The following is a 23,679-nucleotide window of genomic DNA, read 5'->3' on the forward strand; positions in this document are numbered from 1 at the left end:
CTGCAACTACCTGACACCTCAGCGGACCACGGACAAACCGGGCCGCCGGTGCCGCGGCTGGGGCTCGAGGCGGTCGGCCAGCCGGCGCAGGACGCCGGCCAGTTCCCGCCGCGGGGCGTTGACGCCGTCCGTGGCCCGCCGGTCGGCGCGGTCCTGCTTGCTCAGGGCCCTCCGCTCGGCGGCCCGCAGCTGCTCGGCGACCTGGTAGCGCGCGATTTCCTGGTGTTCGGTGATCATCGTGCTTCTCCCCTCACTAGTCCCCGTGACGATGGTGTTTCGTTGCCTCAGGCCCGTACTACGGTGATGTCGCCGGAGACGGTGCGAGCCCGCAGGATCAGCGAGCGCTCGCCCTCGGCCGGCTGCTCGCCCGGCTCCAGGTCGCACTGGATGTGACCGGTGACGGTCTTCAGGTCCAGGTACGTCGGTACGCCGTCCGGTACGCCGATCTGCACGTCGCCGCGCGCCGTCTCGGCCCGGACGCTCGGTCCGTCGGCCAGCTCGACCCGGACGTCACCGGAGCCGGAGGTGGCGACCGAGTGGTCGCGGATCCGCTCGATGGTGATGTCGCCCGAGCCGACCTTGACCGTCGTCGGACCGGTCGCGTCACCGACCCGGACGTCGCCGGACCCGGTGGACAGCGCGAGCTGGCCGTCGGCCTGCTCGATGTCGATCGTTCCCGAGCCGGTGTTGGCCCGGACCGCGCCGGCCGCGTGCTCGATCCGGATGTCGCCGCTGCCGGTGCCGGCCGCGAGCGTGCCCTCGACCCGCTCGATCCGGATGTCGCCGGACCCGGTGGACAGCCGGGACTCACCCAGCGTCGCCCGCGCCGAGATGTCACCCGAACCGGTCTTGATCCGCGCCGCCAGGACGTCCGGCGTCTGGATCACGACGTGGACCTCGGGTCCGCGCCGCTGGTTCTTCGTGGTCTCGACGACCAGCTCGCTGCCGGACAGCTTGTAGCGCAGGTCGTCCTCGGTGCCGTTCTCCACGTCGATCCGGACCTGCGTCCGGTCGCCGTCGGTCGGCACGATCTCGACCCGGCCGGCGCCGATCTCGATCCGGACCCGGTCGACCTCGCCGGGCTCGCCGATCAGTTCCGTGCTGAAGTCGCTCACTGCGCCCACCCCGTCATCCGCTGTCCCGGTCCGCGTCCACCGCGGCCGTGTCCCCGGTCCCGGCCGCGCTCGCGGCGGTCGCCGCGCTCGCCCCGCCGTTCACCGCGGTCGCCGCGGCGTCCGTCGCCGAACACGCCGTCCGGTCCGAACGGTCCGTCCGGTCCCAGGACGCCGTCGGGGCCGAAGACCCCGTCGGGACCCAGCGGTCCGTCGGGCCCGAGCGGGCCGTCCGGTCCGAAGATCCCTCCGCGCGGCGGGCGCGGGGGCCGGGGCGGCCGGGGGCCACCGCGGCGGCCGCGGTCGCCGGTCAGGGCGGTCATCACGGTGCGCATCAGCCACGCGTTCGAGGAGATGCCCTCGGCGGTTGCGGCCTCGTCGACCTTGTTCTTCACCGACATCGGCAGCCGCAGCGTGATCCGCGCGGTCGGCTCGTCGGCGTCCGGAGCCAGGTCGGTCGCTCCGGTGTCGTTGGTGTCGTCCTCGGTGTCGTCGTCCAGGTCGTCGTCCGCGCCGGTCAGCTGACTCGGGGCGGGGGTGACGACGAACTCGGGACGGCCGCCGGCCATCCGGAGCTCCACCGATCCGGGGGACAGCTCACGGCTGATCTCCCCGGCGGCGTCGGACAGGGCTGAGATGAGGGCCAGGCGGCCCGCGTCATCCAGCGTGGCTCCGAGGCGCTGTGCCACGGAGCGGGTTTGGTCGTCGGCCAACGCGGTGGCGTTCTCCACGCTACGGCGGACCGACTCGAGGTAGTGGTCAAGTTCCATGACGCAATCATGACGTCATAGTGACGTCACTGTCAACCCTTCCTGATGTCACTCTGTCGCTGAGCGGTGCCACGGGTGATGTCAGGGGAGAATGAAGACCTGCCAACGAGAGGGGACCAGGGTGTCCAGAGGAGTACTCGTCACCGGTGCGTCACGCGGCGTCGGAGCCGCCGTGGCCAAGGTGTTCGCGGCCGCCGGTGACCGGGTCGTGCTGCACTGCCGGGGATCGGTCGACAAGGCCGAGGCGGTCCGCCGCGAACTGCCCGGCGAGGGGCACGGAGTGGTCGCCGCCGACCTCGGCGACTCGGCCGCAATCCCTTCCCTGGTTGAGGAATCGGCGGCTGTCCTCGGCCGGATCGATGTCCTGGTCAACAACGCGGCCCTGTACGTCGAGGAGCCGGTCGCCGGGTCGCGCCGGATCGGTCACCCGATCGCCGAGACACCGTACGACGAGTGGGTGGCGGCGTGGCGGCGGACGCTCGCGGTCAACCTCGAAGGGGCCGCACACCTGACCTGGTGCGTCGCGCGGCAGATGATCGACCGGGACCCCGCGGACGGCGTACGGCGGGGTGCGATCGTGAACGTCGGGTCGCGGGGAGCGTCTCGCGGCGAGCCCGACGTACCGGCGTACGGGGCCTCGAAGGCGGGGCTGCAGGCGTTCGGGCAGTCGATGGCGGTCGCGCTGGCGCCACATGACATCACCGTGACGTCAATCGCGCCCGGATTCATCGGCACCGACATGGTCGCCCAGCGGCTGAACTCGCCCGAGGGTGACGCGCTGCGGGCGCAGAGCCCGTTCAACCGGATCGCCACGGCCGAGGAGGTCGCCGCGGCCGTGTACTGGCTCGCCTCGCCCGCCTCGGGCTGGTCGTCAGGCGCCGTCCTCGACTTCAACGGCGCCTCGTACCTGCACTAGCTGGTGGTCATCGGGCTCCTCCGCGGGAGGAGCCCGATGACGTCAGTTGACGATGTTCTTCTTGGCCGGGGCCTTGATCGAGACCGGGGTCGTCGTCGGGTCCATGGTCATCAGCATGCTGACGCCCTGCAGGTCGAACGAGAACCGGCGGGTCATCTTGCCGGCGTCCAGCCACATCGAGTACGGAAGCGTCTTCGGCACACCGGCCGGGATCTTCTTGCCCTGCGCCTTGAGCACCGCGGCGGTGTCGACGGTGATGTCGTAGCGGTCCAGCTTCACGCCGCCGATCGTCTCGTTCTTGACGAACTTCACCTCGCGCAACGCGCCCTTGAACGACTCGAACGTCTTGGTCGGGTCACCGCTGCCGGCCAACTCGCCGAACTGCGCCATCGACGGGTCCGAGGTGTCGATCTTTGCGTACTTGCCGGCCGGGGTCGCCCCGGGGATCGACATGTAGAGCGTCTTGCCGACCATGACGATCTTGGCCGTCTTGCCCTGGAACGCCTCGCCGGTCATCGACACCGACATCGCCGGCGGCTTGAGCTGCTGCACGCCGGTGATCGTCATCAGCACCTTGCCACCGGCAGTCATCCTGCCGCTCGTGCGGTAGCTGGTCTGCTTGGCGAGCGCGGTGTTCATCGCCGGCAGGAACGTGGCCCGGTCCAGCCGTACGGCGGCCGGTGCCGCGGCCGTCGGCGGCGCGGGCGTCGGCGTACTGGCCGGTGCTTCCGACGTGGTCGACGTCGTGATGGACGGCTGGTCGGCCGCCTTCGGCTCCTCGCTGCCACCACAGGCGGCGAGCCCCAGAACCAGCGGAACGACGGCCAGCGCGGCTGCCGCTCGTGTACGAACCCTCACAGTGCGTTTCCCCTCCCAGGTGGATCGAACGCCGGATCCTACGGGCCCGAAGCCCTGCCTGGGAAGGGATTTGCAGCTTGTTGCAGGTCTAGCTCTCGCCGCGCTTCACCGACGCGAGCAGCAGCTGGGCCACGTCGTTGACCTCGACCTCTTCGCGCGCCGACCCGTCGGCCTGCTTGGCGGTCAGCCCGTCGGACAGCATCACCCGGCAGAACGGGCAGCCGGTGGCGATCTTGTCCGCGCCGGTCTCGACCGCCTCGGTGGTCCGGTTCACGTTGATCCGCGACCCGGTCTTCTCCTCCATCCACATCCGCGCGCCGCCGGCGCCGCAGCAGAACGACTTGGTCTTGTTGCGCGGCATCTCGGCGAACTCGGCACCGGGGATGATCTCGAGCAGCTCCCGCGGAGCGTCGTACACCTGGTTGTGCCGGCCCAGGTAGCAAGGGTCGTGGTACGTGATCTTCTGCCCGTTCAGCGTGCTGTCGGCGGGCGCGACCGGAGTCAGCTTCTTCTCCCGGACCAGCCGGTTGAGCAGCTGGGTGTGGTGGATGACGTCGAGCTCGACGCCGAGCTGGGAGTACTCGTTCTTCAGCGTGTTGAAGCAGTGCGCGCAGGTCGAGACGACCTTCTTCGCGCCGGTCTCCTTGAACACCTCGGCGTTCTGCATCGCCAGCTGCTGGAAGACGAACTCGTTGCCCGCGCGCCGGGCCGGGTCGCCCGTGCAGGTCTCGCCGTCACCCAGTACGGCGAAGCTCACGCCCGCGATGTTCAGCAGCTCGGCGACGGCCTGGGTGGTCTTCTTCGCGCGGTCCTCGAAGGCGCCCGCGCAGCCGACCCAGAACAGGTACTCGACCTCGGCCAGCGTCTCCACATCGGTGCCGACCTGCTTGACCTCGAACGGCAGGTCCTTGGCCCAGTCCATCCGCCCCGACGGGTTCATGTTCCACGGGTTGCCCTTGTTCTCCAGGCCCTTGAACAGCCCGTTGAGCTCGGACGGGAACGACGACTCGATCAGCACCTGGTAGCGGCGCATGTCCATGATCGCGTCGACGTGCTCGATGTCGACCGGGCACTGCTGGACGCACGCGCCGCACGACGTACAGGCCCAGAGTGCCTCCTCGTCGATCACCGCGACGTCGGGCGAACCGACGAGCGGCTTGTTCTGCTCGTCGAGGACCAGCTGGGACAGGGACTTGCGGTCGTCCTCGTCGGCCAGCAGGTACGGCGCCTTGTTGTACGCGTGCTCGCGCAGGTTCATCACCACGAGCTTGGGCGACAGCGGCTTGTCGGTGTTCCAGGCCGGGCACTGCGACTGGCAGCGGCCGCACTCGGTGCAGGTGGTGAAGTCGAGCAGGCCCTTCCAGGTGAAGTCCTCGACCTTGCCGACGCCGAGCGCGGCGTCCTCGTCGAGCTCCTCGATGTTCTCGAAGTCGATCGGGGCGCCGTTGACCATGATCGGCTGCAGTGCGCCCAGCGCCGTACCGCCGTCGGCCTTGCGCTTGAACCAGATGTTCGGCCAGGCGGTGAACCGGTGCCAGGCCACTCCCATCGTGGCGTTCAGCGAGATGGTGATCATCCAGGCGAACGAGATCAGGATCTTCACCATCGCGACCAGGTAGACGGTGTTCTCCAGCGCGTGCTCGGACAGCCCGCCGAACAGTCCGGTGCCGATGAAGAACGTCGTCGGGAAGTGGAACTTGTCGCCGGCGCCGAGCTGGTACTCCAGCCCGCGCAGCAGCAGGATGCAGACCAGCACGCCGAGGATCGTGTACTCCACGTAGTACGCCTGCCAGGCCCGCGACCCGAAGAACCGGCTGTACCGGCCCTCCTCGCCCCGCGGCAGGTGCCGCAGCCGGATCGCGATCAGCCCCACGATGGCGACCAGTCCGGTCCAGGTGAGGAACTCGCTGACCCACTCGAACACGAACCAGTGCCCGATCAGCGGCAGCGCGAAGTGCGCGTCGAACAGCTGCCCGAACGCCGTCACCAGGCTGAGGAACAGCCCGATGAACCCGAACGCCACGAACCAGTGCAGCACCCCGATGTGGCTCCACTGCAGCATCCGCGTGTGCAGCAGCGACTCCTTGGCCAACGTCAGCGACCGCTGCCCCGGCCGATCCGTCCGCCGCGCCGGCTGCCCGAGCCTGACCACCGACACCATGTGCCCGATCGTCTTCCCGAACAGTGCGACCCCGACCGCGGCAACCGCAAGCGAAACAACGATGGCGAAGATCTGCATACCAGCGATGTTATTGGTTGGTTACCGACGAGTCATGTCGATGAGCCCCTCATCACGCCAGCGTGTCCCGTCTCACTTCCTCCGGCGGTTGATCTTCACGTCTTCCAGACAGCTCGCAGTCGTCCGCAACCGATGGTGGTCCAGACCAGCCCGCTCGAGCAGCTCCAACGCCACCAGCACCCCCGTGTCCACAGCCTCCTGATCCGCCCGATCCGCCGTCTGCACCACCAGACACCGAACAGTGAACGGCCTCAACTCAGCGTCATAACTGAGCGTCCCCGTCTCCGTGTAGTCCGCCACCAACAGATCATGCTCGTGAAGCTCCGCCCGAAGCTTCTCCCGCTGGGTGCCGGTCAGGTTCTGAAACTCTCCACGAGTAACAACCCTGAAGGTGCGGACCTCTGAACTCATGGGTGGACTGTATTCGAACCCGCCGCGCGCCGTCCGTCGACTTTTGGCTCGCAAGGCCGCATCAGTTGCTCAGCCGCTGCCAGCCGAGAGTGGTAAGCCCGGTCACAAGCTCGCTGTTCAACCGATGTCCTTCGTAATCGTTGCTGGGCCATTCGGCGCCGAACACGTCACGCACCTGTTTGGTGGGCAACATCTTCAGGTCGCCACGCCGCACGTAGTAGATACCGGTTTGTCGACCGCCCAAGGGTTTGCGGAGATCAAAAACCTCGTGCGGCGGGCCGATGTATCGGTCATCTGGGTTCCCCCAACAGACGTAGTCGCCGGCCTTGACGGCAGGTCGACCCGACCACCAGACCACATCCAGTGAGTCGGAGCCTCGCAGAGCGGTCGCGGAATGAGAGGTCGCATCCTCAAAGTCACGCTCTTCTGCCGGCGTGGGGTCGTACGGTTGCCATGGGAGAAGCCAGACCTGCACGCCCGGCGGAACTACGGGGCGGACTCGCGGCTCACTCTTGGGAAACTTGGGAGCCACAACCTGTATTCCAGAAAGAACTTCCAGGTCTGCGGCACGAAGAAGTCGTCCTGGACTGGCAGCCATCTCCTTGATGTAGTCACGCAACTGTGAGGCCATCGGCTGAGACGTTATCGCGACAACTGCTTCGTGGCGTCGTTCTTTGCTTGTCCTGGACGCATTAGCCGAGCCGACAAGCACCCGATTGCCGACTGCGGCGCACTTCGCGTGTAGACCCTCGCGGCTGTAGACCGCGATTCCACGCTCCAGCAGTACCTCGAGTGCGTGGACGCTGGTCAACCCGAGCCGGACAGCATCCCGGCTGGCGTCGCACACCAGAACATCCTCAGCCCGCAAACCGGTCAGTAGTTCGCCGGCGTCGTACCCGAGGTAGGCGATCGCGGCATACGCGCGTGCGGCTCGGTCTCGGGTGATCTCTCGGCTGACATCCTGCCAAACGGCATCGGTGTACAGGCGCGGTTCTCCAGCCGTCATTCCTTATCCCCTCCAGCGTTTCGCCCGCCGGTCGGGGCGCGGTGTGTACCGCAGACTACGGAAAGCCGACAGCGAACGGCCACCATCTGTCGACCTAACTATATTTTGTCTTTCTTTTGTCTTCTTTGTCTTCTTTGTTCTTGTAGTCGCTCCTCTGCCTTCCGTCCTTGTCCTGCTGTTGTGGTTCTTTCCTTGCCGTTCTCCTCCCCCTTGAACGGCCGAAGGGCCCCAGCCGGTGGATCCGGCTGGGGCCCTTCGGTTCGGTGCTGGGTGTTACTTCGTGCCGTAGACCTGGAGTTCGGTCATGTCGGTGAACTGGCAGCCGCCGTAGGCGCCGTCGGGGCAGTTGGTGGCGAAGTCCGGGACCTGGGGGCTGAGCATCCAGAAGCGGACGTACTGGACGTTCGTGGTCGCCGCGGTCGGGGTGAGCTCGGTGTACTTGCCGCGGTTCGCGGCGGTGAACTCGCCTTCCTGGGCGGTGGTCCAGGTGGTGCCGTCGGTCGACGTCTCGATCCGGTACTTGCCGGTCGAGGCGCTGCCCGGGTCGCCGCAGGTGTTCGACGGGTCGACCGAGAACTTCGACACCGTGACCGCCGACGGCAGCTTGATGTCGATGTGCTTCGGAATCATCACGCCGGACGGAGCACCGTTGTCCTCGCCGGTGGTGCTGCCCCAGCCGGTGCCCTGGCTGGAGTCGATCGCGTACGCCGGCCCGCACTGCGGGCTGAAGTCCGGACCGTTGAAGTCGACCACGGTGCCGCCACCGGAGGCCGCGGCCCAGTTGCGCCGCGGCGCGAAGTTCGCCGTGGTGCCGCCGGCCGTGACCTTCAGCGCGTTGCCGAGGATCTCGTAGCCCGCACCGGAGACCACGAACTTGCCGTAGGTCCCGGGGAAGACGTTGTCGATCGAGTAGGTGCCGTCGGCCTTGGTGACGGCCGAGTAGTCACCGGCGTACCCGGAGGCGTGACCGCCGATGAAGACCAGCGCGCCGGCCACCGGGGCCTTGGTGTCGGAGTCCGTCACCTTGCCGCTGATCGTGGTGGTGGCACCGGTCGGCGGGATGTGGAAGTCCTCGACCGGCGTGGAGTCGCCGCCGTCCAGGACACCGGCGTACCAGCCCATGCCGCGGTTGGCGAAGACCTGCCAGATGATCTTGGCGTTCTTGCCGCCGGAGGCGACCAGGTCGGCCTGCACGATCGCGTTGCGCATGTCGAGCATGGTCGGGTCGGCCGCGGACAGCTCCATCGCGCGGGTGATGATGCTCACCGCGTACGACCGGCCGAAGCGCTCGCGCAGGTCCCACAGGGTCTGCGTCCACACCTCACCGGAGGAGTGCACCTCCGGCGCGCCGCCGATGGTCGGGAAGTCGCCGTAGGTGTAGCCACCCTGCGAGCCGTCGATGCCGACGCAGGCCGCTTCCTTGGCCTTCACCCGGCAGTCGCCCGGCTGGGTCCGGATGGTGCCGCCGGCGGTGTCGTACTTGCCGATCCGCATCTCGCCGTTGGCGGTGGTGTCCTTCTCCAGGTTGTGCGAGGCCAGGTAGTCGAGCGCGTAGAAGTCGCTCCACGCCTCACCCATCGAGCCGGCCTGGATGCTGTTCAGCGTCGAGTTGCCGGTCGCGTCGACGACCAGGCGGTTCGACAGGCCGTGGGTGTACTCGTGGTACAGGATCTCGGCCGAGTTCGACGAGCTGCTCGGCACCGTGGTGTTGTCGCCCGGCGTCCCGAACAGGTACATCTGCATGGTCGGCGGGGTGCCGTCCGGCGGGGTGTTCATGTTCGCGTTGTTGACGTGGTTGCCGTCCGGGCCGCCGTTGGCGGCGGTCGCCGCGCCGTCGAGCGCGTTCAGCAGGACCGGGTCGCCGCCGTCGGCGTCGAACGAGCCGGCCGCCTTGGTGAAGCTGATCGGCGGCTTGGCCAGCCAGTCGTGGAAGTTGCTGGCCAGGTAGAAGCCGTTGGTGACGTCCTGGTTCATGTTCGTCTTCCAGGAGTCCGGCTTGGCCGGGTCCCAGGTGCAGACGTACGCCGCCGAGCACAGCGGGTTCGACTGGAACGGCACCAGCTTGTACTGCGAGGAGGTGGCGGTGCCCGGCGCGTTGACGGTTTCGCCGGCGTTCGGCTGGTTGTCGTCGTTCACGTCGGCCCAGGCCGCGACCGAGGTGCCCTCGAGCAGCGTCTTGGCCTTCTTCGGCAGCCACTTGTTGTAGATCAGGTTCTCGGTGCGCTGCACGCCACCCATCGGCGCGCCCGGGTAGTTGTCCTGCACGAGCGCGTCGCCGATGCCCTCGGTGGCCTTGCTCGACAGGTCGCGCCGGTACAGCAGCGCGCCGGTCTGGGCGTCGACCACGTGGGTGTAGATCAGCGATCCGCCCGCGTTGGTGTACGTCGACCAGCCCTTGCGCAGGCCGTCGGCGGTGTGGAACCAGACCTCCTTGGCCCAGTCGCCGTTGCTCCACGTCGTGGTGGTGCCGGCCGCCTTCGCGGTCGCGCTCTTCGCGGTGCCGCCGACGTCCTCGGTCGCGGCGCTGCGGGCGGCCGCGGCGGTCAGCTTGGCGGCCGCCGTACGGGCCTTGGCGAGTCCGGCCAGGCCGGCCACCGGGGCACCCTGGACGGAGATCAGCTTGCCGTCCTTGGTGACGTTGGCCTTGAGGCCGTTGCCGAAGACCTCGAGTCCGTCGACGACCTGGACCCAGGAGATGTGGTGGGTGCCGAGGTCGTCGACGTAGTCCTTCCGGAGCTTGAGGGTGCCCAGGTCGGAGTCGGTCAGCTTGAACACCTCGGGGTGCGCCTTGACGTAGTCGAGCGCGACCTGGGTGGCCTTCTTCGAGCTCGCGGCGGTGAGGAAGCCGTTGAGCTTGGTCACCTGCGAGGGGGTCCCGGTGTTCTCGTCGATGCCGACGATGCCCTGGGCGCCGAGGGAGTCGCGGAACTTCTCCGTCGCCGCGGTGTCCTTGCCGACCACCTTCGCGGCCCGGGCGAAGCTCGTCCGGGCGCTCGGGGTGCGGGCGTCGAAGTTGCCCTTGCGCTCCTTGGCGGTGACGGACGGGCTGTTCTCGTCGCCGGACTTCGGGGTCGCCGCGGTGGCGGCCGAGGCCCCACCGCCGGCGGCTACGGCCAGCAGGGCGGTCGCGGACACGGCAGAGACTGCCAGGAGCCCCCGCCCTTTGCCTGAAACTTTCACAAACGCTCCATGAAGTTGTGTGCGCGAGTCGCCCTCCACGACCCGTCCGGGCCGACCCTAAGCCTGCGCCGTTCCCGGCGGAAGAGAATTCGGCACAAATATGTCTAGTCGAGGGTTGTCCTTCGTGCACGGTGCAGAACTGCCAGTGACAGCACAATGGTCGCGGTGAGCAACGATCCGAACGCGAACAGTGTCGAACGGCCTGGGTGCACGAGGGATTCGCCGCCCTGGGCCTGCCAGGTGACCAGCCAGATCAGGCTTCCGTACGACGCGGCGCCGATCGCGACCAGCGCCGTCCGCGGACCTTCCGGCCGCAGTACGGCGTACCGGCGGGCGAGCAGAACGAGGCCCAAGGCAACCAACGGGATCAGCTGCAAGGCGTGGACGCCGAGGAAGTGGCCGATCCGCAGGTCGCCGCCCTCGGTGCTCCAGCCGGTGATCGGCATCCCCGGGCCGCCGTCCTCGACACCGACCGAGTGGGAGCCGAAGAAGTCCTCGCGGCCGGTCGCGTCGGTCGCCGCCTGCTGGGCGGGCGTCGCGCGGAACATCAGGTTGCCGAGCAGCATGCCGCCGAGCGTCGTACCGAGCGCGAGCCGGATGCCCCAGCGCAGCGCCCGGTCGCCGGGCTTGTCGAACAGCAGCTGGATCGCGACCACGAGGACGGCGGTCCAGATCAGGTAGACGGTCCCGGCCATGATGTCGTGGATCAGCTTGTCCGCGGGCGTGGACATGTTGAAGTGCAGCTGCCGGCCGCGGACGACGACCTGGCCGACGATCAGCACCATCTCGGCGGCGACTCCGGCGGCGACGACCGTGCCCATCCACCAGCCGAGCCGGCGGGCCTTGGTCTGCAGGGACAGCATCCACGCCAGCGTGACGCAGTACAGCGCGAAGCTGATCATGAACTTCAGCGGCTTCATCCAGATCGCGTGGCCGAGCAGGTCGCGGTCGTCGAACAGCGCGCCGCCGATTCCGGCCAGCGTCAGTACGGCGAGCGCGATCGAGACGGCGACGAGTGGCCGGTGCCATCGATGGGGGCTGCTGGGCAGGGCGGGAAGTGTCGGCGGGGCAGGCCTCGTGGTGGTCATGAATCGATCGTCGAGGTGTCTGCAGGCTCCGAACAGCGGCCCAGGCACCCTTCGAGGGGTGGTTCTGGGCCTACCCTGAGTCCACCCTGATCCAGTGTTCCTGGAGGACCCCGGTGCTGCGTTACCCGCTGATCCACCCGCCGCTGCTCGGTGCGCTGGCCCGCGCCGGCCACGGCTCCGTCGTACTGCTTGCTGACGGCAACTATCCGTACGCGACCGCGGTCGCGCCGGGCGTCGAGACGATCTGGCTGAACCTGCGGCCCGGGCAGATCCCGGTGGACGACGTGCTGGAGACGCTGCTCGGCGTCGTACCGGTGGAGGCGGCGCGGGTGATGGCGACCGAGACCGGCGAGGAGCCGGACGTGTACGAGCGCTTCCGCGAACTGCTGCCCGGTACGCCGTTGCAGCCGCTGCAGCGCGCGGACTTCTACGCCACCGCGCGCAGCCCGGAGCTGGCGGTCGCCGTCGCGACCGGCGAGCAGCGGCTGTACGCGAACATCCTGCTGACGCTGGGCGTTGTCACGTGAACCGTCTCCAGGCCGAAGCTCACCAACTCTTCGCCCAGCTCGGCCTGGAGACGGTGTTCCCCGACTACGGCCCGCCTCAGCTCATCGGCAGCGCCCGCTCAGGCCTGATCGTCCTGCGCGATCTGGACGTCATGTTCGACGCTCCGACCGCCACGCTGTCCGGCGTACTGGCAGGTCTGGGTGCGGTTGCCGAGCGCTGCGACCTGCTCTCCGCTGACGTCCGTGACGAGCGCGGCGATCGACGTCCGACGCCCCGGCTGACCGACGAGCGGTTCTACGCCGTACTGGGAGTCGGGGAGTGGAAGGTCGACCTGACCTTCTGGCTGCACGTGATCGAACGGCCGCACGTTGCCGACGCGCTGCGGCTCCAGCGGATCACCGAGGAGGAGCGGCAAGCGATCCTGCGGCTCAAGCGCACGTGCCCGGGATACCCCGAGCTGATTGGCGGCACCGACGTCTACGACGCCGTACTGCGGCACGGCGTACGGGCGTGAAAGAGTGCCGGCCGCCCGGCAACGCCACCGGACGGTCGGCACTCGCTTAGAGGAGGCCCAGCTCCATGGACTCCTGGTCGCTGAACAGGCGGGACCTGATCAGGAACCGGACGCCCTCGGGGGCCTCGACGGAGAAGCCGCTGCCGCGGCCCTTGACCACGTCGACGGTCAGGTGGGTGTGCTTCCAGTACTCGAACTGGTTCGCCGACATCCAGAAGCCGATCGGCTTGTCGAGGCCGTCGACCGCCAGGTCGCCCAGATGGACGTCCGCCGCCCCCGTCTTGAACTCACCGTCCGGGTAGCACATCGGCGAACTGCCGTCGCAGCACCCGCCGGACTGGTGGAACATCAGTGGTCCGTGCAGCTCGGTGAGGCGGCGGAGCAGCTCCGCCGCCTCCTCCGTGTACGCAACCCTCTCGACCATCACGTGGCCTAGAAGAACCCGAGCTTGTCGGGCGAGTAGCTGACCAGCAGGTTCTTGGTCTGCTGGTAGTGGTCGAGCATCATCTTGTGGTTCTCGCGGCCGATGCCCGAGTTCTTGTAGCCGCCGAACGCCGCGTGCGCCGGGTAGGCGTGGTAGCAGTTGGTCCAGACCCGGCCGGCCTGGATCTCCCGTCCGGCCCGGTACGCCGTGTTGATGTCGCGCGACCAGACCCCGGCGCCCAGCCCGTACAGGGTGTCGTTGGCGATCTTCAGCGCGTCGGCGTAGTCGTCGAACCGGGTGACCGAGACGACCGGGCCGAAGATCTCCTCCTGGAAGATCCGCATCTTGTTGTCGCCCTCGAAGATCGTCGGCGTGATGTAGTAGCCGCCGCTCAGGTTCCCGCCGAGGTCGGCCTTCTCGCCGCCGGTGATCACCTTCGCGCCCTCGGCCTTGCCGATGTCGATGTAGGACAGGATCTTCTCGTACTGGTCGTTGCTGGCCTGCGCGCCCATCATCGTGTCGGTGTCCAGCGGGTTGCCCTGCTTGACCGCCTCGGTGCGCGCCTTCGCGTCGGCCAGGAACGAGTCGTAGATGCCGCCCTGGATCAGCGCCCGGGACGGGCAGGTGCAGACCTCGCCCTGGTTCAGCGCGAACATCGTGAAGCCCTCGAGCGCCTTGTCGTAGAAGGCGTCCTTGCTGTTCGCGACGTCGTCGAAGAAGATGTTCGGGCTCTTGCCGCCGAGCTCGAGCGTGACCGGGATGATGTTCTCCGACGCGTACTGCATGATCAGCCGGCCGGTCGTGGTCTCACCAGTGAACGCGACCTTGGCGACTCTGTTGCTGGAGGCAAGCGGTTTGCCGGCCTCGACGCCGAACCCGTTGACGATGTTCAGCACGCCGGGCGGGAGCAGGTCGGCGATCAGCTCCATCAGCACGTGGATGGAGGCCGGGGTCTGCTCGGCGGGCTTCAGGACGACGGCGTTGCCGGCCGCGAGGGCCGGGGCCAGCTTCCAGGTCGCCATCAGGATCGGGAAGTTCCACGGGATGATCTGCGCGACGACGCCGAGCGGCTCGTGGAAGTGGTAGGCGATCGTGTCGTCGTCGAGCTGCGAGATCGAGCCCTCCTGGGCGCGCAGCGCGCCGGCGAAGTACCGGAAGTGGTCGATCGCGAGCGGCAGGTCGGCGGCCAGGGTCTCCCGGACGGCCTTGCCGTTGTCCCAGGTCTCGGCGACCGCGAGCAGCTCGAGGTTGGCCTCGATCCGGTCGGCGATCTTGTTCAGGATGTTCGCGCGCTCGGAAGCCGACGTCCGGCCCCAGGCCGGGGCGGCGCCGTGCGCGGCGTTGAGGGCGGCCTCGACGTCGTCGGAGGTGCCGCGGGCGATCTCGGTGAAGTTCTCGCCGGTGACCGGGGTCGGGTTCTCGAAGTACTGACCCTTGGCCGGGGGGACCCATTCACCACCGATGAAGTGGTCGTAGCGGGACTTGTAGGTGACCGGGCTGCCTTCGTGCCCGGGAGCGGCGTAGATCGTCATTGGTCCTCCTGCTCCTGCGGTGCGGCGTGCTCCGCAACCTACGAGCGGCGACGTTGCATCAACGTTGCACGCCGTGGACTTGAACGGCGTACGGATCCGGGTGAGGGTTGGGTGTGGACGCACCGGACCAGGCGCGGCGGCTGAGCGAGCTCTACGACGAGGTGCTCAGCGGCGGCCGCGTGCCCGAAGCGCCCCGGCCGCTCGTCGCCGAGTCCTGGCAGCGGTCGCTGGCCGCGCTGGTCGACCCGGAGCTGGATGCGCCGCCGGTCGTGGTCTCGGGTGAGGAGCTCGAGGAGATCCGGTCCGGGCACCCGCTGCACGCCGTCCTGCCGGTGCTGCGCCAGACGCTGACCACGATCGCGGACGAGGCGTCCCACATCATGATCGTCACCGACGCGCGCGGGCTGATCCTGTGGCGCGAGGGCGCGGCCGACGTACGGCGTCAGGCCGATCGGATCGCGCTGTCCGAGGGCGCGATCTGGTCCGAGGACGCGATCGGGACCAACGGAATGGGCACGGCGCTCGCGGCCGACCAGCCGGTGCAGATCCACTCGGCCGAGCACCTCGTACGGCGGATCCACGCGTGGACGTGCGCGGCCGCGCCGGTGCACGACCCGGACACCGGGAAGCTGATCGGGGCGGTCGACGTGTCAGGGCCGCTGCGGACCGTGCATCCGGCCATGATGGCGCTCGTGACCGCGGCGGCCGGGCTGGCCGAGGGGCAGTTGCGGGTCCGGATGGCGGCGGCGGACGAGGTGCTGCGGGCCCGGAACATGCGGCATTTGATCGCGCTGGGCGATGAGCCGGGCGCGCTGCTGACGCCGACCGGGCGGGTGCTCGCCGTACAGCCGCTGGCGTGGTTGCCGGATCGGCTCGCCGTACCGGCTGGTGCCGATCGGATCGACCTCGGCGACGGGCGCGAGGGCGTGATCGAGCAGCTCGACGAGGGGTACCTGCTGCGGATCCCGGGCGCGGTCCGCCGGCGTACGTCGTTGCGACTGCGGTTGCTGGGCGCGCGGCAGCCCGTCGCCGTCGTCAGCGGCCGCGAGATCCCACTGACGCTGCGCCGCGCTGAGGTCCTCGCGCTGCTCCTTCTGCACCCGTCCGGTCTCACCGCCGAGCAGTTGATGCTCCAGCTGTACGGCGACGAGGGGAACCCGACCACGGTCCGCGCCGAGATGCACCGGCTGCGCACCCTGCTCGGCGCCGGCGTACTGGACACGAAGCCGTACCGCATCCTCGCGAACGTCACCGGCGACGTCACGGACGTCCAGGCCTTGATCCGGGGCGGCCAGTTGTCCCAGGCCCTCGACCTGTACGCCGGCCCGCTCCTCGTCCGCTCCGACGCGCCGGCCCTCCGAGCCGAACGCGACGAACTCGACGCGACGCTCCGCCGCGCGGTCCTCGGCTCGGCTGATCCAGATCTCCTCTGGCGCTACGCCCAGACCTCAGCAGGCGCGGAGGATCTGGAGGTCTTCGAGCTGCTGTCCCTACGGCTTGCCCCGGACGACCCCCGCCACCCAGCGATTGCCGCCCGGCTCCAACGCCTCGCCGAGTAGCCGTCCCCCGTGCGCGGCCTTCCTGGGCAGACGTTTCACATGCTGAGATCTGGATTTAAGTCAACTAATTTGGTCTAGTTTCGACCTGTGGATGCAGGGGCTCGAAGGTCGTCGTCACGCCGGTGCGGGCGGGGCGGCGACCGAGCCGCGCTCGATCAGGGTCGGTACAACCGTCGTCCGCCGCACCCGCCGATTGGTGTCGACGGCGGAAGTGACCCGCGCCACCACATCCTGGACCAGCTCGTCGAGCGGCCAGCGGAAGGTGGACAGCGGCGGCGTGAGCAGTTGGGACATCGGCTGGTCGTCGTACCCGAGCAAGGACAACTCATCTGGTACGACGATGCCGAGCTCACCAGCCGCGGCGTACACCCCGAAAGCCATCGAATCAGCCAGGGCGAGAATCCCAGTTGGCCGCGGCGTCCGGCGAAGTACCTCGCAGGCGACCTCGGTCGCGCCGGTCAGATCATGTGGACACGCCACGATCGTCACGTCGAGCTTCAGCTCACCGGCGATCCGCTGCGCGATCTCCTCGGCCGGCCGATCCACCTCGACCCGGCGCGACGGCGTCAGGACGGCGACGTCGCGGTGACCGGCGTCGGCCAGCCGGCGGAGCGCCGTACTGATGCCCAGCTCGTTGTCGAACAGGACCTCCGACTTCGCCTTGGCGGCCGGCAGCGCGTCGCCGATCGCGATCACCGGCGCCTGCTGGGCGATCGGCGCCCAGCCCTTGGCGGCCGGGTCGATCGGAATCACCACGATCGCGTCGGCGCGATGGTCGACCAGGTGCTGGGCGAGCTCGAGCTGCCGGTCGGCGTCGCCGGCCGAGTCGATGATCCAGGCGTTCCGGTCCGGCGCCAGCAGCTCCCGTCCGAGCGCGGCGGCGAGCCGCTGCTGCCACAGATCCTCGAGCGACGCGCACAGTACGCCGACCGAACCGCTGCGCCCGGACGCGAGCGCGCGAGCGACCGGATCGGCCTGGTAGCCGAGCCGTTCGGCCGCCTCCTGGACCCGCTGCCGGGTCTCGGGCGTGCCGTGCAGACCTCGCAGCGCGTAGGAGACGGCGGCCATCGAGAGACCGGTGTCAGCCGCGATGTCCTTGAGGGTCGGCCGTCGGCCAGTACCGGACATGCCGACGAGCCTATGCGCTGCCGTGGACAGAAACTTGACAAGAACCGCTTTGAAGCGCTTCACTCCTCGTATCTTGAAGCGCTTCAACGTGACGTGTGGGAGGTGAGCTCGTGATCGACGTCCATCAGCATCTGTGGCCGGAGGCCTTTGTCGACCGGTTGCGGGCTCGCGGCGAGCCGCCGTACCTGGACGGCTGGACGCTGCACACCCTCGGCGAACCGCCGTACGACGTCGATCCGTCCGACCACGAGGTCGACAAGCGCGTCGCGCTCGAACTCGACGCCGGTACGTCGCTGGCGGCCGTCTCCCTGTCGAGCCCGCTGGGCGTCGAGCAGTTGGGCGATTCGGCTTTGCTGGAGGCCTGGCACGTCGGCGCGGCCGCGCTGCCTTCGCCGTTTCGGGCCTGGGCTTCGGTCTCTCTGCTTGACCCCGATCTCGCAGGCCTCACTGAGCTGCTGGCCGGAAGCTTCGTCGGAGTGCAGCTGCCGGCGCACGTGCTCGGTACGCCGGACGGTTGGGCCGCCCTGGCACCCGTACTGGCTGTCGCCGAGCAGGCCGACAAACCCGTACTCGTCCACCCGGGCATCGCAGGGCAGGCCGGGGCAGATCAGCTCCCCGGTTGGTGGGCCCCGGTCGTCGACTACGTGAACCAGCTGCAAGCCGCCTGGTGGGCCTGGCACGCGTACGCCGGCCGTCAGTCCTTCCCGGCCCTGCGCGTGTGCTTCGTCGCCGCCGCCGGACTCGCCCCCGTGCATCACGAACGCCTGTCGGCCCGCGGTGGACGCCTCGGCACCATCGACCCGCGGCTCTTCGTCGACACCTCGAGCTACGGTCCGCAAGGCATCGACGCGGTCGCCCGGGTCCTCGGCATCGACCAAGTCGTCCACGGCACCGACCGCCCGTACGCCGGAGTCACGGAACTCCGCCAGGGCGAAGCCGCGACGACGGTGATCCGCCACGACAACCCGCACCGCCTGCTGTTCGGCACCTCACCACCCCGCGACGCTCCCGGCCGCATCGGCTTCGGGCGCGGCGCACCGTCGTACTGAGCCTTCCGGCGTCCTGTACGCCGGGCAACCACTCGCTGCGGACCAGCGGCGAGCCCACCGATCCGCCGGCACCACGCCGGCATCCTCCGAGAGGGGAGTGCAGTGACTGCTCAGCCCGTTTCCGACGCACCCGTCGTTCCCGCGCGCCAGGCCAGCCGGCTCGTGGAGCTGAACGGCTGTCTGTCCCTGGACAACCTCCCGGGACGCGATCTCGACCCCGACGAACTCGCCGAGCTTGCCGGCGGCCTGGCCGCCCAGCCCCACCTGTGGGAAGACAAGGTCGCCTACAGCGACGAGGAGCGCGTCTTCGCCTCCCTCCACCGCGACGCCAACGTCGACGTCTGGCTCATCTGCTGGACCCCCGTCAACGACACCGGCTGGCACGACCACGACGTCTCGTCGGGCGCCGTCGCCGTCGCTCAAGGCCGCCTGGTCGAGCACAACCTGGCCCTGGGCACCGCCTCGCTCGAAACCGAGATCAAAGCCGGCGACGTGTTCGGCTTCGGCCCGGACCACATCCACCGAGTGGTCGGCCTCGACAAGGGCTCAGTCACCATCCACGCCTACAGCCCGCCACTGTGGCGCATGGGCCAGTACTCAGCCAAGGACGGCGTCCTCAAGCGAACGTCAGTCTCGTACGCCGACGAACTCCGGCCCATCGACTGACCCACCAGCAAGACAGCAAAGAATCAAAAGAGCAAGGAACAAAGAGCAGAACCAAAGAACAAAGAGCAGAACCAAAGACAGAAAAGCAAGGAAGAATTTAGTTAGGTCGGCGCGTGGTTGCGGTGGGTTCTACCTTTACGTCCGCCGTGGCGAAGGGCCTCTGCAGTCACGCGCCAGATCTCTACGTGTGTCGACTCATGCCTAGCCGGGTCGCATACTCAACCATGACTGACATCGAGCCCGTGTGGGAGCGCATCAGGCGTCACGCAGGCGAGGAGTTCCTGACCATCACTGGCCTGTCGTTCGTCTATGAAGTGCCGGGCAACTATCTACGCACCAATCGAACGGTTCGTCACCTCTCCAAGACGAACTTCGCGAGAGCGTTGGCGGACATGCCCGCGCCCGGTCCTGGTGCTATACCGGAACGTCAGGGCGCGTCTTATACGTGGGCGATCTTGATGGATGAGCGCATCCGCTCGGGCGAGTGGTGGTTGGAACGGACGCCCTCAGAGCACAGTGGGTTGTCCGGGGGCATTGCCCGCCCTCTTCGAACTGATGCTTAATGCGGTCTGCTCATGAGTTCGACAGCACGTGAACTAGTGACCGCTTGCCGCCAGGTCGCCTAGTTCGTACAGTTCAGCGGCCGTCGAGCGTAGGAGACGACCTCGGGGGAATCGTCGCGCAGGCGCGGTAGACGCCTGAGGTGCCGCGATCCAGCAGGCCGGCTTGTGTGAATCGGCGAATGACCTCGCTGCTGGAGCCGACGGCCTTGGCCTTGGCCTGGGGTTGTCGTGATGAGGCCCCACTGCTCCTTGGCGAGGTGTGTGAGGTCAACGTACTTGGGGTCAAGCACGTTGGCCGACTGCGAAGAACTGGGAGCTGGCGGGGACAAGGTCGGGGTAGCGGTCGGCCAGGTGGGAGGCGAGGAGGGCTGTTTGTAGGGGGTCGGGGGTTGTGAGGGTGTTTGGGGGTTGTTGGTTTTGGAAGTGGGCGTCGAGGGCTACGGTCAGCCAGCCGCCGGGGCCGGTGAGGGCGTGGATGGTGATGGAGCGGAGGCCTAGGCCGGTCATCTCCTGGCGGAGTTGGGGGACCGAGTGGTACGTGGTTTCGGCCATGCGGTCGTTGGCGGGGGTGAAGCCGGTGTCGAGGAGGTCGCGGACGATCTGTTCGCGTTGCTGGAGTTCGTTGGCGAGTGTCGCGCCGATCAGGTTGGCGGTTCGGTTGAGGGCTACTACGGCGACGAAACCGCCGGGGCGCGTGACTCGGGTGGCCTCGCGCATCGCCGTGAGACGGTCCTCCAGGACGGGGAGGTGGTACATCGGGCCGGCCATCAGTACGGCGTCGAAGTACTCGTCTTCCCAGGGGAGTTGGCGGGCGTCGCCGACGATCGCGTCGATGCCCGTTGCGCGAGCTTCGTCGACGTGCTGGGGCATGAGGTCGAGGAGCTCGACCGAGTAGCCGCGGTCCTGCAGCCAGCGCGCGTGTACGCCCGGGCCGCCTCCGATGTCGGCAATCAGTGCTGGTGGATCCGGTAGGTACCGGCCCAAGAGGTGTTGCATCCGGGCGAGTTCGAACTGGCCCTTCACAGTGGACGTCAGCCGAAGGCCTTCGTCTCGTTCCACGTAGTGCGCCTGAAGCGCGCTCTCGATCAACATCCTTCGAGCTTGCCGCCGGCGGCGCGGTCTCAGGAGGGCAGATCGAGGGGCATTCGAGGGCAGATTGGCTTGTGTGGCAGCTGGCTCAGCGGTCTATCTCCTCGCGTTTCTTGAGGTGGGGATTTGAACTGCAGAGGATGCGCCAAGTGGTGATGGCATCTTCCCGGTGGGGGCCGAGCCTGGTCCAGGCGGCGTGGTTCGGGTCTGCGAGATGTCTGTCCAGGTAGAGAATTCGGCCGTAGTCGCTGCCTTTGAAATGCGTTGTGAGAGTGATCGGGTCGGTGACGAGTGAGGTGAGGAAGGCAGCGTCGGAGACGTGGCGTTCGGGGCGCAGCTTCTCGGTCTTGAAGGCGGCGGCCTTGAGGACAAGTGCGCCGAGCAGTGAGGGAATGGCGATCTCGGTGGTTCTGATGCCCTTGGCAACTCGGACTGTCTGAGAGCGTTGAAGTGCTTGAGTGCCGCCGTCGATGCGGAGGGTTGCCCGCGGCCGCTTGGTGATCGGTGGCCAGGACTGGTGATCCGGCGCGAGAATGTCGATCACGGATCCGTCGCTCGGGCGTACGAAGCGATGGAGGAGGTCGGGGTCGTTGGCTTCCAGGGGTGTGAAGCCGAGGTCCTTGACCGTGCGAACGCACGCGGTGAGCTTGGGTTTCGACGGCGGGAGCAGGACCGCCGCGAGCATGTCGATGTCGTTGGTGGCGCGTGTCATGACCCTGCCTGCGATCAGCCCGTGCAGCATCACCATCTGTCCGCCGACGAGCATCCATGTGTCGGCGGACAGGGCTTCGCCGAGGTCGACGATCGTCTCCCACAGGTTGTCCAGTGCCGGCGGTAGTGGCGGGAGGATGCAGGTGGTCGTCGGGTCGGGCTCAGGCACGACGGAAGTCGGCCAGGAGGTGCGCTGCCAACTCGGTGCCCGCGTGGGTCGTCCGGGGGTCGGTCGACTCGATGAGGTCTACGGCGACGACGGCGTCCGGCATCGTCGTACCGGAGGCGAGTAGCGCTTGCACGAGGGCGGGGTCCTCGATCGTTCGGACGGTGAGGTTAGGACTGCTGCTGGTCGTGGTGAGCGCGTAGCGGGTGAAGAGTTGCTCGCGCGTACGGCGGTCGCAGTACAGCTCGGCCAGATCCATGCTGAGGATGTCGGCCCCCGCAGATTCCGCGGCGCTCAAGCCTGCGGCGGCTACGCCTTGTTCCTTGGTGACCGTCTCGAGGTAGGCGGGGAGGATTCGGCAGTGCTCGACGTGTGCTCGCCGGCGGACGGCCAAGGCGAGCGACTCGGGGGTGGTCTCGCGGAGACGCTTTCGTAGGCGTGACTTCTCGGAGTCGCCCAACCAGTCCGGCGTCAGGCCGGAGAGCAACCACAGGGCGCCCCACGAGATGCGCTCGGACCAGGGCCGTCCCCGGGTGGGAGTGGCTGCCTGCCTGCGCGTGACGTCGTCGCGGTCCACGTGCCAGACGCCGCCGAACCGGTGCCCGCGCAGGGTGCCGTCGGCGGCCAGCCTGCGGACGCGCCGCTGGCCGATTCCCAGCGTGTGCGCCGCCTCCCGCGAAGTGATCTCCACCGCGACCGCCCTACTGGCCTGGCCCATCCGACTGTGGTCGGTTTTGAGGTTAACACAATTGGCCCCAGAACGGTCTATTTGTGTCAAGGCCGATTGAGGCGTCCGGTGTGCAGTCTGGATCAACATGCCTTGAGCTTGGCTCCGCGTGTGGTGTCTCGGGAGGGCTGATCGTGGGGCAGATTGCGCCACCGACGTCGTGCCCCGGCTAGCTGCCGCGACCCTCACCACAGCGGACGTGCAGTGAGAGTCGACAGCAACCGTCTGCAACCCAACTAAGTTCTTGTTCTTTCCATCAGTTCTTTTGCCTGCTGCTACGGGTGGCGCAGGAGGCCCAGCAGGCCGTGGGTTTCGTTGGCGATGCCTGCGGAGAACCACAGGGCGTCGGTGCCGCCGGTGGTGGCGGTGCCGGGGGTCAAGGCCCAGAGGCCGGGGATTGCGAGGGTGTGGCCTTGGGTGTTCTTCAGTTGGGACGTGGTGTAGCGGCCGTGGGGCTTGGGGGTGAGGACGTTGATGCGGCCGTCGCCGAAGTTGCCGATCAGGAGGGAGCCGGCGAGGTTGCCCCAGGAAGCGGGGGCGAGGGCGAGGCCCCAGGGGGCGTTCAGGGTGCCTCGGGAGGCGATGCGGGTGACGAAGTGGCCGTCCGGGGTGAACTCCGAGACGTAGCCGGCGCCGCGGGTGTTGACGCTGCGGCCGGTCTTCGGGTCGACCTTGGCGTACGTGACGAAGACGCGGGTGCCGAGGGTCTGGACGTTGAAGGGGGCGTAGCCCTTCGGGAGGTGCAGGTCGCGGAAGGACCACCAGGGCTGCTTGGTGCGGGTGAAGGTGGAGTCGAAGACGTCGACGCGGTTCTGGGCGAAGTTGGCGGCGTACAGGGCGTCGTTGGTGGGGGAGATGGCCAGGCCGGTGTACGCGGCACCGGGGACGGTGGCCTTGATCTGAGCGGCGCCGATGAGCGGGCTGACCGGTGGGCCCCAGGCGGCGATCGAGCCGGTGAGGGTCGCGAAGATGAAGCGGGCGGGGGCGGTGGTGGTGCCGTTGGTGAGGACGAAGCCGGTCCCGGCGTTGGCGACCTGGCCGGAGGGGGCAGGGACGTCCACGCGGACGGTCGGGACCTTGGTCGCCGTGGTGGCGCCGGGTGCGGCGGAGTAGAGCGTTGAGGACGACGTACCGGCGTTCGAGACCCACAGGGGCGAGGTCGCGCCGAGGGCCAGGCCCCACGGGTTGACCAGGTCGGGGTCGAGGAGGGCGGCCTTGCCCGGTACGTCGGAGACGAGGTTGACCTGCTGTACGGCGAGGTCGTGGCCGGACGGGTGGTACCCGTGTGCGCTGGCGGTGCTGGGGGCGACGAGGGCCAGGCCGGCGGTCACGGCGGTGGCGAGTGCGATGGTGCCTGTCCGAGCTGAACGGCGGGATCGGCGCAGCGACATGTCACAGTCCTTCGGGTGGGTGGTTGAACATCTCCCACACGAGCGGTTCGGTCGGTCGGTTCAGTGGTAGACA

The 23,679-nt window shown here is 68.2% G+C and carries 23 protein-coding genes; 7 read left to right on the forward strand and 16 right to left on the reverse strand.

The features are described 5' to 3' along the window. Nucleotides 1-18: 18 nt before the first annotated feature. Genes ABD235_RS25445 through ABD235_RS25455 form a run of 3 tightly spaced genes read right to left on the reverse strand, consistent with a single transcriptional unit; the run spans nucleotide 19 to nucleotide 1,882 of the window. Nucleotides 19-237, reverse strand: a complete 219-nt coding sequence (locus tag ABD235_RS25445) for a hypothetical protein (RefSeq protein ID WP_344178329.1) — start codon at nucleotides 235-237, stop codon at nucleotides 19-21. A gap of 47 nt (nucleotides 238-284) precedes the next feature. After that, a complete protein-coding gene (locus ABD235_RS25450; RefSeq protein ID WP_344178331.1) occupies nucleotides 285-1,115 on the reverse strand; it encodes a DUF4097 family beta strand repeat-containing protein in 831 nt (276 codons plus the stop codon). Continuing rightward, nucleotides 1,112-1,882, reverse strand: a complete 771-nt coding sequence (locus tag ABD235_RS25455) for a hypothetical protein (RefSeq protein ID WP_344178333.1) — start codon at nucleotides 1,880-1,882, stop codon at nucleotides 1,112-1,114. Before ABD235_RS25455 ends, ABD235_RS25450 begins: the two co-directional genes overlap by 4 nt. Nucleotides 1,883-2,003: 121 nt before the next feature. On the opposite strand from ABD235_RS25455, the gene ABD235_RS25460 reads away from it, so the two are divergent. Then, nucleotides 2,004-2,798 (forward strand): SDR family NAD(P)-dependent oxidoreductase, encoded by a 795-nt coding sequence (locus tag ABD235_RS25460; RefSeq protein ID WP_344178335.1) that lies wholly within the window; start codon nucleotides 2,004-2,006, stop codon nucleotides 2,796-2,798. A gap of 42 nt (nucleotides 2,799-2,840) precedes the next feature. On the opposite strand, the gene ABD235_RS25465 is transcribed toward ABD235_RS25460, so the two are convergent. From ABD235_RS25465 to ABD235_RS25490, 6 genes are all read right to left on the reverse strand, one after another. Beyond that, nucleotides 2,841-3,656 carry an SCO4651 family lipoprotein gene (locus ABD235_RS25465; protein WP_344178337.1) on the reverse strand — a complete coding sequence of 272 codons (816 nt, stop codon included), beginning with the start codon at nucleotides 3,654-3,656 and terminating at the stop codon, nucleotides 2,841-2,843. A gap of 88 nt (nucleotides 3,657-3,744) precedes the next feature. Beyond that, nucleotides 3,745-5,895 (reverse strand): (Fe-S)-binding protein, encoded by a 2,151-nt coding sequence (locus ABD235_RS25470; protein ID WP_344178339.1) that lies wholly within the window; start codon nucleotides 5,893-5,895, stop codon nucleotides 3,745-3,747. A 72-nt stretch (nucleotides 5,896-5,967) separates the two neighbouring features. Beyond that, complete coding sequence (locus tag ABD235_RS25475; RefSeq protein ID WP_344178341.1) at nucleotides 5,968-6,306, reverse strand: DUF6204 family protein; 339 nt, start codon at nucleotides 6,304-6,306, stop codon at nucleotides 5,968-5,970. 61 nt (nucleotides 6,307-6,367) lie between these two features. Then, entirely contained in the window at nucleotides 6,368-7,312 is a 945-nt protein-coding gene (locus ABD235_RS25480; protein WP_344178343.1) for a phospholipase D-like domain-containing protein, read from the reverse strand. A 273-nt stretch (nucleotides 7,313-7,585) separates the two neighbouring features. Continuing rightward, nucleotides 7,586-10,447, reverse strand: coding sequence for a M36 family metallopeptidase (locus tag ABD235_RS25485; RefSeq protein ID WP_344178345.1), 2,862 nt, complete (start codon nucleotides 10,445-10,447; stop codon nucleotides 7,586-7,588). 149 nt (nucleotides 10,448-10,596) lie between these two features. Then, nucleotides 10,597-11,580, reverse strand: a complete 984-nt coding sequence (locus ABD235_RS25490) for a hypothetical protein (RefSeq protein ID WP_344178348.1) — start codon at nucleotides 11,578-11,580, stop codon at nucleotides 10,597-10,599. Between the two features lie 113 nt (nucleotides 11,581-11,693). Between ABD235_RS25490 and ABD235_RS25495 the strand changes: the two genes are divergently transcribed. Both ABD235_RS25495 and ABD235_RS25500 read left to right on the forward strand, forming a co-directional pair. Further along, nucleotides 11,694-12,107 (forward strand): RbsD/FucU family protein, encoded by a 414-nt coding sequence (locus ABD235_RS25495; RefSeq protein WP_344178350.1) that lies wholly within the window; start codon nucleotides 11,694-11,696, stop codon nucleotides 12,105-12,107. Beyond that, nucleotides 12,104-12,601, forward strand: coding sequence for a hypothetical protein (locus tag ABD235_RS25500; RefSeq protein ID WP_344178352.1), 498 nt, complete (start codon nucleotides 12,104-12,106; stop codon nucleotides 12,599-12,601). The genes ABD235_RS25495 and ABD235_RS25500 overlap by 4 nt, the downstream gene beginning before the upstream one ends. A 46-nt stretch (nucleotides 12,602-12,647) precedes the next feature. On the opposite strand, the gene ABD235_RS25505 is transcribed toward ABD235_RS25500, so the two are convergent. Continuing rightward, the gene (locus tag ABD235_RS25505) at nucleotides 12,648-13,025 is read right to left on the reverse strand and encodes a DUF779 domain-containing protein (RefSeq protein ID WP_344178355.1); all 378 of its coding nucleotides are present in this window, start codon (nucleotides 13,023-13,025) and stop codon (nucleotides 12,648-12,650) included. Nucleotides 13,026-13,033: 8 nt separating this feature from the next. Further along, nucleotides 13,034-14,557 (reverse strand): aldehyde dehydrogenase, encoded by a 1,524-nt coding sequence (adh, locus tag ABD235_RS25510; RefSeq protein WP_344178357.1) that lies wholly within the window; start codon nucleotides 14,555-14,557, stop codon nucleotides 13,034-13,036. A gap of 113 nt (nucleotides 14,558-14,670) precedes the next feature. On the opposite strand from adh, the gene ABD235_RS25515 reads away from it, so the two are divergent. Next, nucleotides 14,671-16,116, forward strand: a complete 1,446-nt coding sequence (locus tag ABD235_RS25515) for a GAF domain-containing protein (protein ID WP_344178359.1) — start codon at nucleotides 14,671-14,673, stop codon at nucleotides 16,114-16,116. A 114-nt stretch (nucleotides 16,117-16,230) separates the two neighbouring features. On the opposite strand, the gene ABD235_RS25520 is transcribed toward ABD235_RS25515, so the two are convergent. Further along, nucleotides 16,231-17,244, reverse strand: a complete 1,014-nt coding sequence (locus ABD235_RS25520; RefSeq protein ID WP_344178361.1) for a LacI family DNA-binding transcriptional regulator — start codon at nucleotides 17,242-17,244, stop codon at nucleotides 16,231-16,233. Between the two features lie 110 nt (nucleotides 17,245-17,354). On the opposite strand from ABD235_RS25520, the gene ABD235_RS25525 reads away from it, so the two are divergent. The 3 genes from ABD235_RS25525 (at nucleotide 17,355) to ABD235_RS25535 (ending at nucleotide 19,522) form a co-directional block, all read left to right on the forward strand. Next, nucleotides 17,355-18,293: an amidohydrolase family protein gene (locus ABD235_RS25525; RefSeq protein WP_344178363.1), complete on the forward strand. Its 939-nt coding sequence runs from the start codon at nucleotides 17,355-17,357 to the stop codon at nucleotides 18,291-18,293. A 102-nt stretch (nucleotides 18,294-18,395) separates the two neighbouring features. After that, a complete protein-coding gene (locus tag ABD235_RS25530) occupies nucleotides 18,396-18,959 on the forward strand; it encodes a cysteine dioxygenase (RefSeq protein WP_344178365.1) in 564 nt (187 codons plus the stop codon). A gap of 224 nt (nucleotides 18,960-19,183) precedes the next feature. Further along, nucleotides 19,184-19,522 (forward strand): hypothetical protein, encoded by a 339-nt coding sequence (locus tag ABD235_RS25535; RefSeq protein WP_344178367.1) that lies wholly within the window; start codon nucleotides 19,184-19,186, stop codon nucleotides 19,520-19,522. Nucleotides 19,523-19,804: 282 nt separating this feature from the next. On the opposite strand, the gene ABD235_RS25540 is transcribed toward ABD235_RS25535, so the two are convergent. The 4 genes from ABD235_RS25540 to ABD235_RS25555 form a co-directional block, all read right to left on the reverse strand. After that, entirely contained in the window at nucleotides 19,805-20,614 is an 810-nt protein-coding gene (locus ABD235_RS25540; RefSeq protein WP_344178369.1) for a class I SAM-dependent methyltransferase, read from the reverse strand. An 85-nt stretch (nucleotides 20,615-20,699) separates the two neighbouring features. Continuing rightward, nucleotides 20,700-21,491: a hypothetical protein gene (locus tag ABD235_RS25545; RefSeq protein WP_344178371.1), complete on the reverse strand. Its 792-nt coding sequence runs from the start codon at nucleotides 21,489-21,491 to the stop codon at nucleotides 20,700-20,702. Then, a complete protein-coding gene (locus ABD235_RS25550; protein WP_344178373.1) occupies nucleotides 21,484-22,179 on the reverse strand; it encodes a helix-turn-helix domain-containing protein in 696 nt (231 codons plus the stop codon). The genes ABD235_RS25545 and ABD235_RS25550 overlap by 8 nt, the downstream gene beginning before the upstream one ends. Nucleotides 22,180-22,490: 311 nt before the next feature. Then, the gene (locus ABD235_RS25555) at nucleotides 22,491-23,606 is read right to left on the reverse strand and encodes a TIGR03118 family protein (protein WP_344178375.1); all 1,116 of its coding nucleotides are present in this window, start codon (nucleotides 23,604-23,606) and stop codon (nucleotides 22,491-22,493) included. Nucleotides 23,607-23,679 lie beyond the last annotated feature (73 nt).

It is taken from the genome of Kribbella lupini (assembly GCF_039529595.1).
Classification (GTDB): domain Bacteria; phylum Actinomycetota; class Actinomycetes; order Propionibacteriales; family Kribbellaceae; genus Kribbella; species Kribbella lupini.

Excerpts from the sequence above, each read along its gene's own strand:
- ABD235_RS25520 (WP_344178361.1), bottom strand. The coding sequence starts at position 17,244 with ATGTCCGGTACTGGCCGACGGCCGACCCTCAAGGACATCGCGGCTGAC.
- ABD235_RS25475 (WP_344178341.1), bottom strand. The coding sequence starts at position 6,306 with ATGAGTTCAGAGGTCCGCACCTTCAGGGTTGTTACTCGTGGAGAGTTT.
- ABD235_RS25455 (WP_344178333.1), bottom strand. The coding sequence starts at position 1,882 with ATGGAACTTGACCACTACCTCGAGTCGGTCCGCCGTAGCGTGGAGAAC.
- ABD235_RS25535 (WP_344178367.1), top strand. The coding sequence starts at position 19,184 with ATGACTGACATCGAGCCCGTGTGGGAGCGCATCAGGCGTCACGCAGGC.
- ABD235_RS25540 (WP_344178369.1), bottom strand. The coding sequence starts at position 20,614 with ATGTTGATCGAGAGCGCGCTTCAGGCGCACTACGTGGAACGAGACGAA.
- ABD235_RS25480 (WP_344178343.1), bottom strand. The coding sequence starts at position 7,312 with ATGACGGCTGGAGAACCGCGCCTGTACACCGATGCCGTTTGGCAGGAT.
- ABD235_RS25555 (WP_344178375.1), bottom strand. The coding sequence starts at position 23,606 with ATGTCGCTGCGCCGATCCCGCCGTTCAGCTCGGACAGGCACCATCGCA.
- ABD235_RS25470 (WP_344178339.1), bottom strand. The coding sequence starts at position 5,895 with ATGCAGATCTTCGCCATCGTTGTTTCGCTTGCGGTTGCCGCGGTCGGG.
- ABD235_RS25490 (WP_344178348.1), bottom strand. The coding sequence starts at position 11,580 with ATGACCACCACGAGGCCTGCCCCGCCGACACTTCCCGCCCTGCCCAGC.
- ABD235_RS25445 (WP_344178329.1), bottom strand. The coding sequence starts at position 237 with ATGATCACCGAACACCAGGAAATCGCGCGCTACCAGGTCGCCGAGCAG.
- adh (WP_344178357.1), bottom strand. The coding sequence starts at position 14,557 with ATGACGATCTACGCCGCTCCCGGGCACGAAGGCAGCCCGGTCACCTAC.
- ABD235_RS25505 (WP_344178355.1), bottom strand. The coding sequence starts at position 13,025 with ATGGTCGAGAGGGTTGCGTACACGGAGGAGGCGGCGGAGCTGCTCCGC.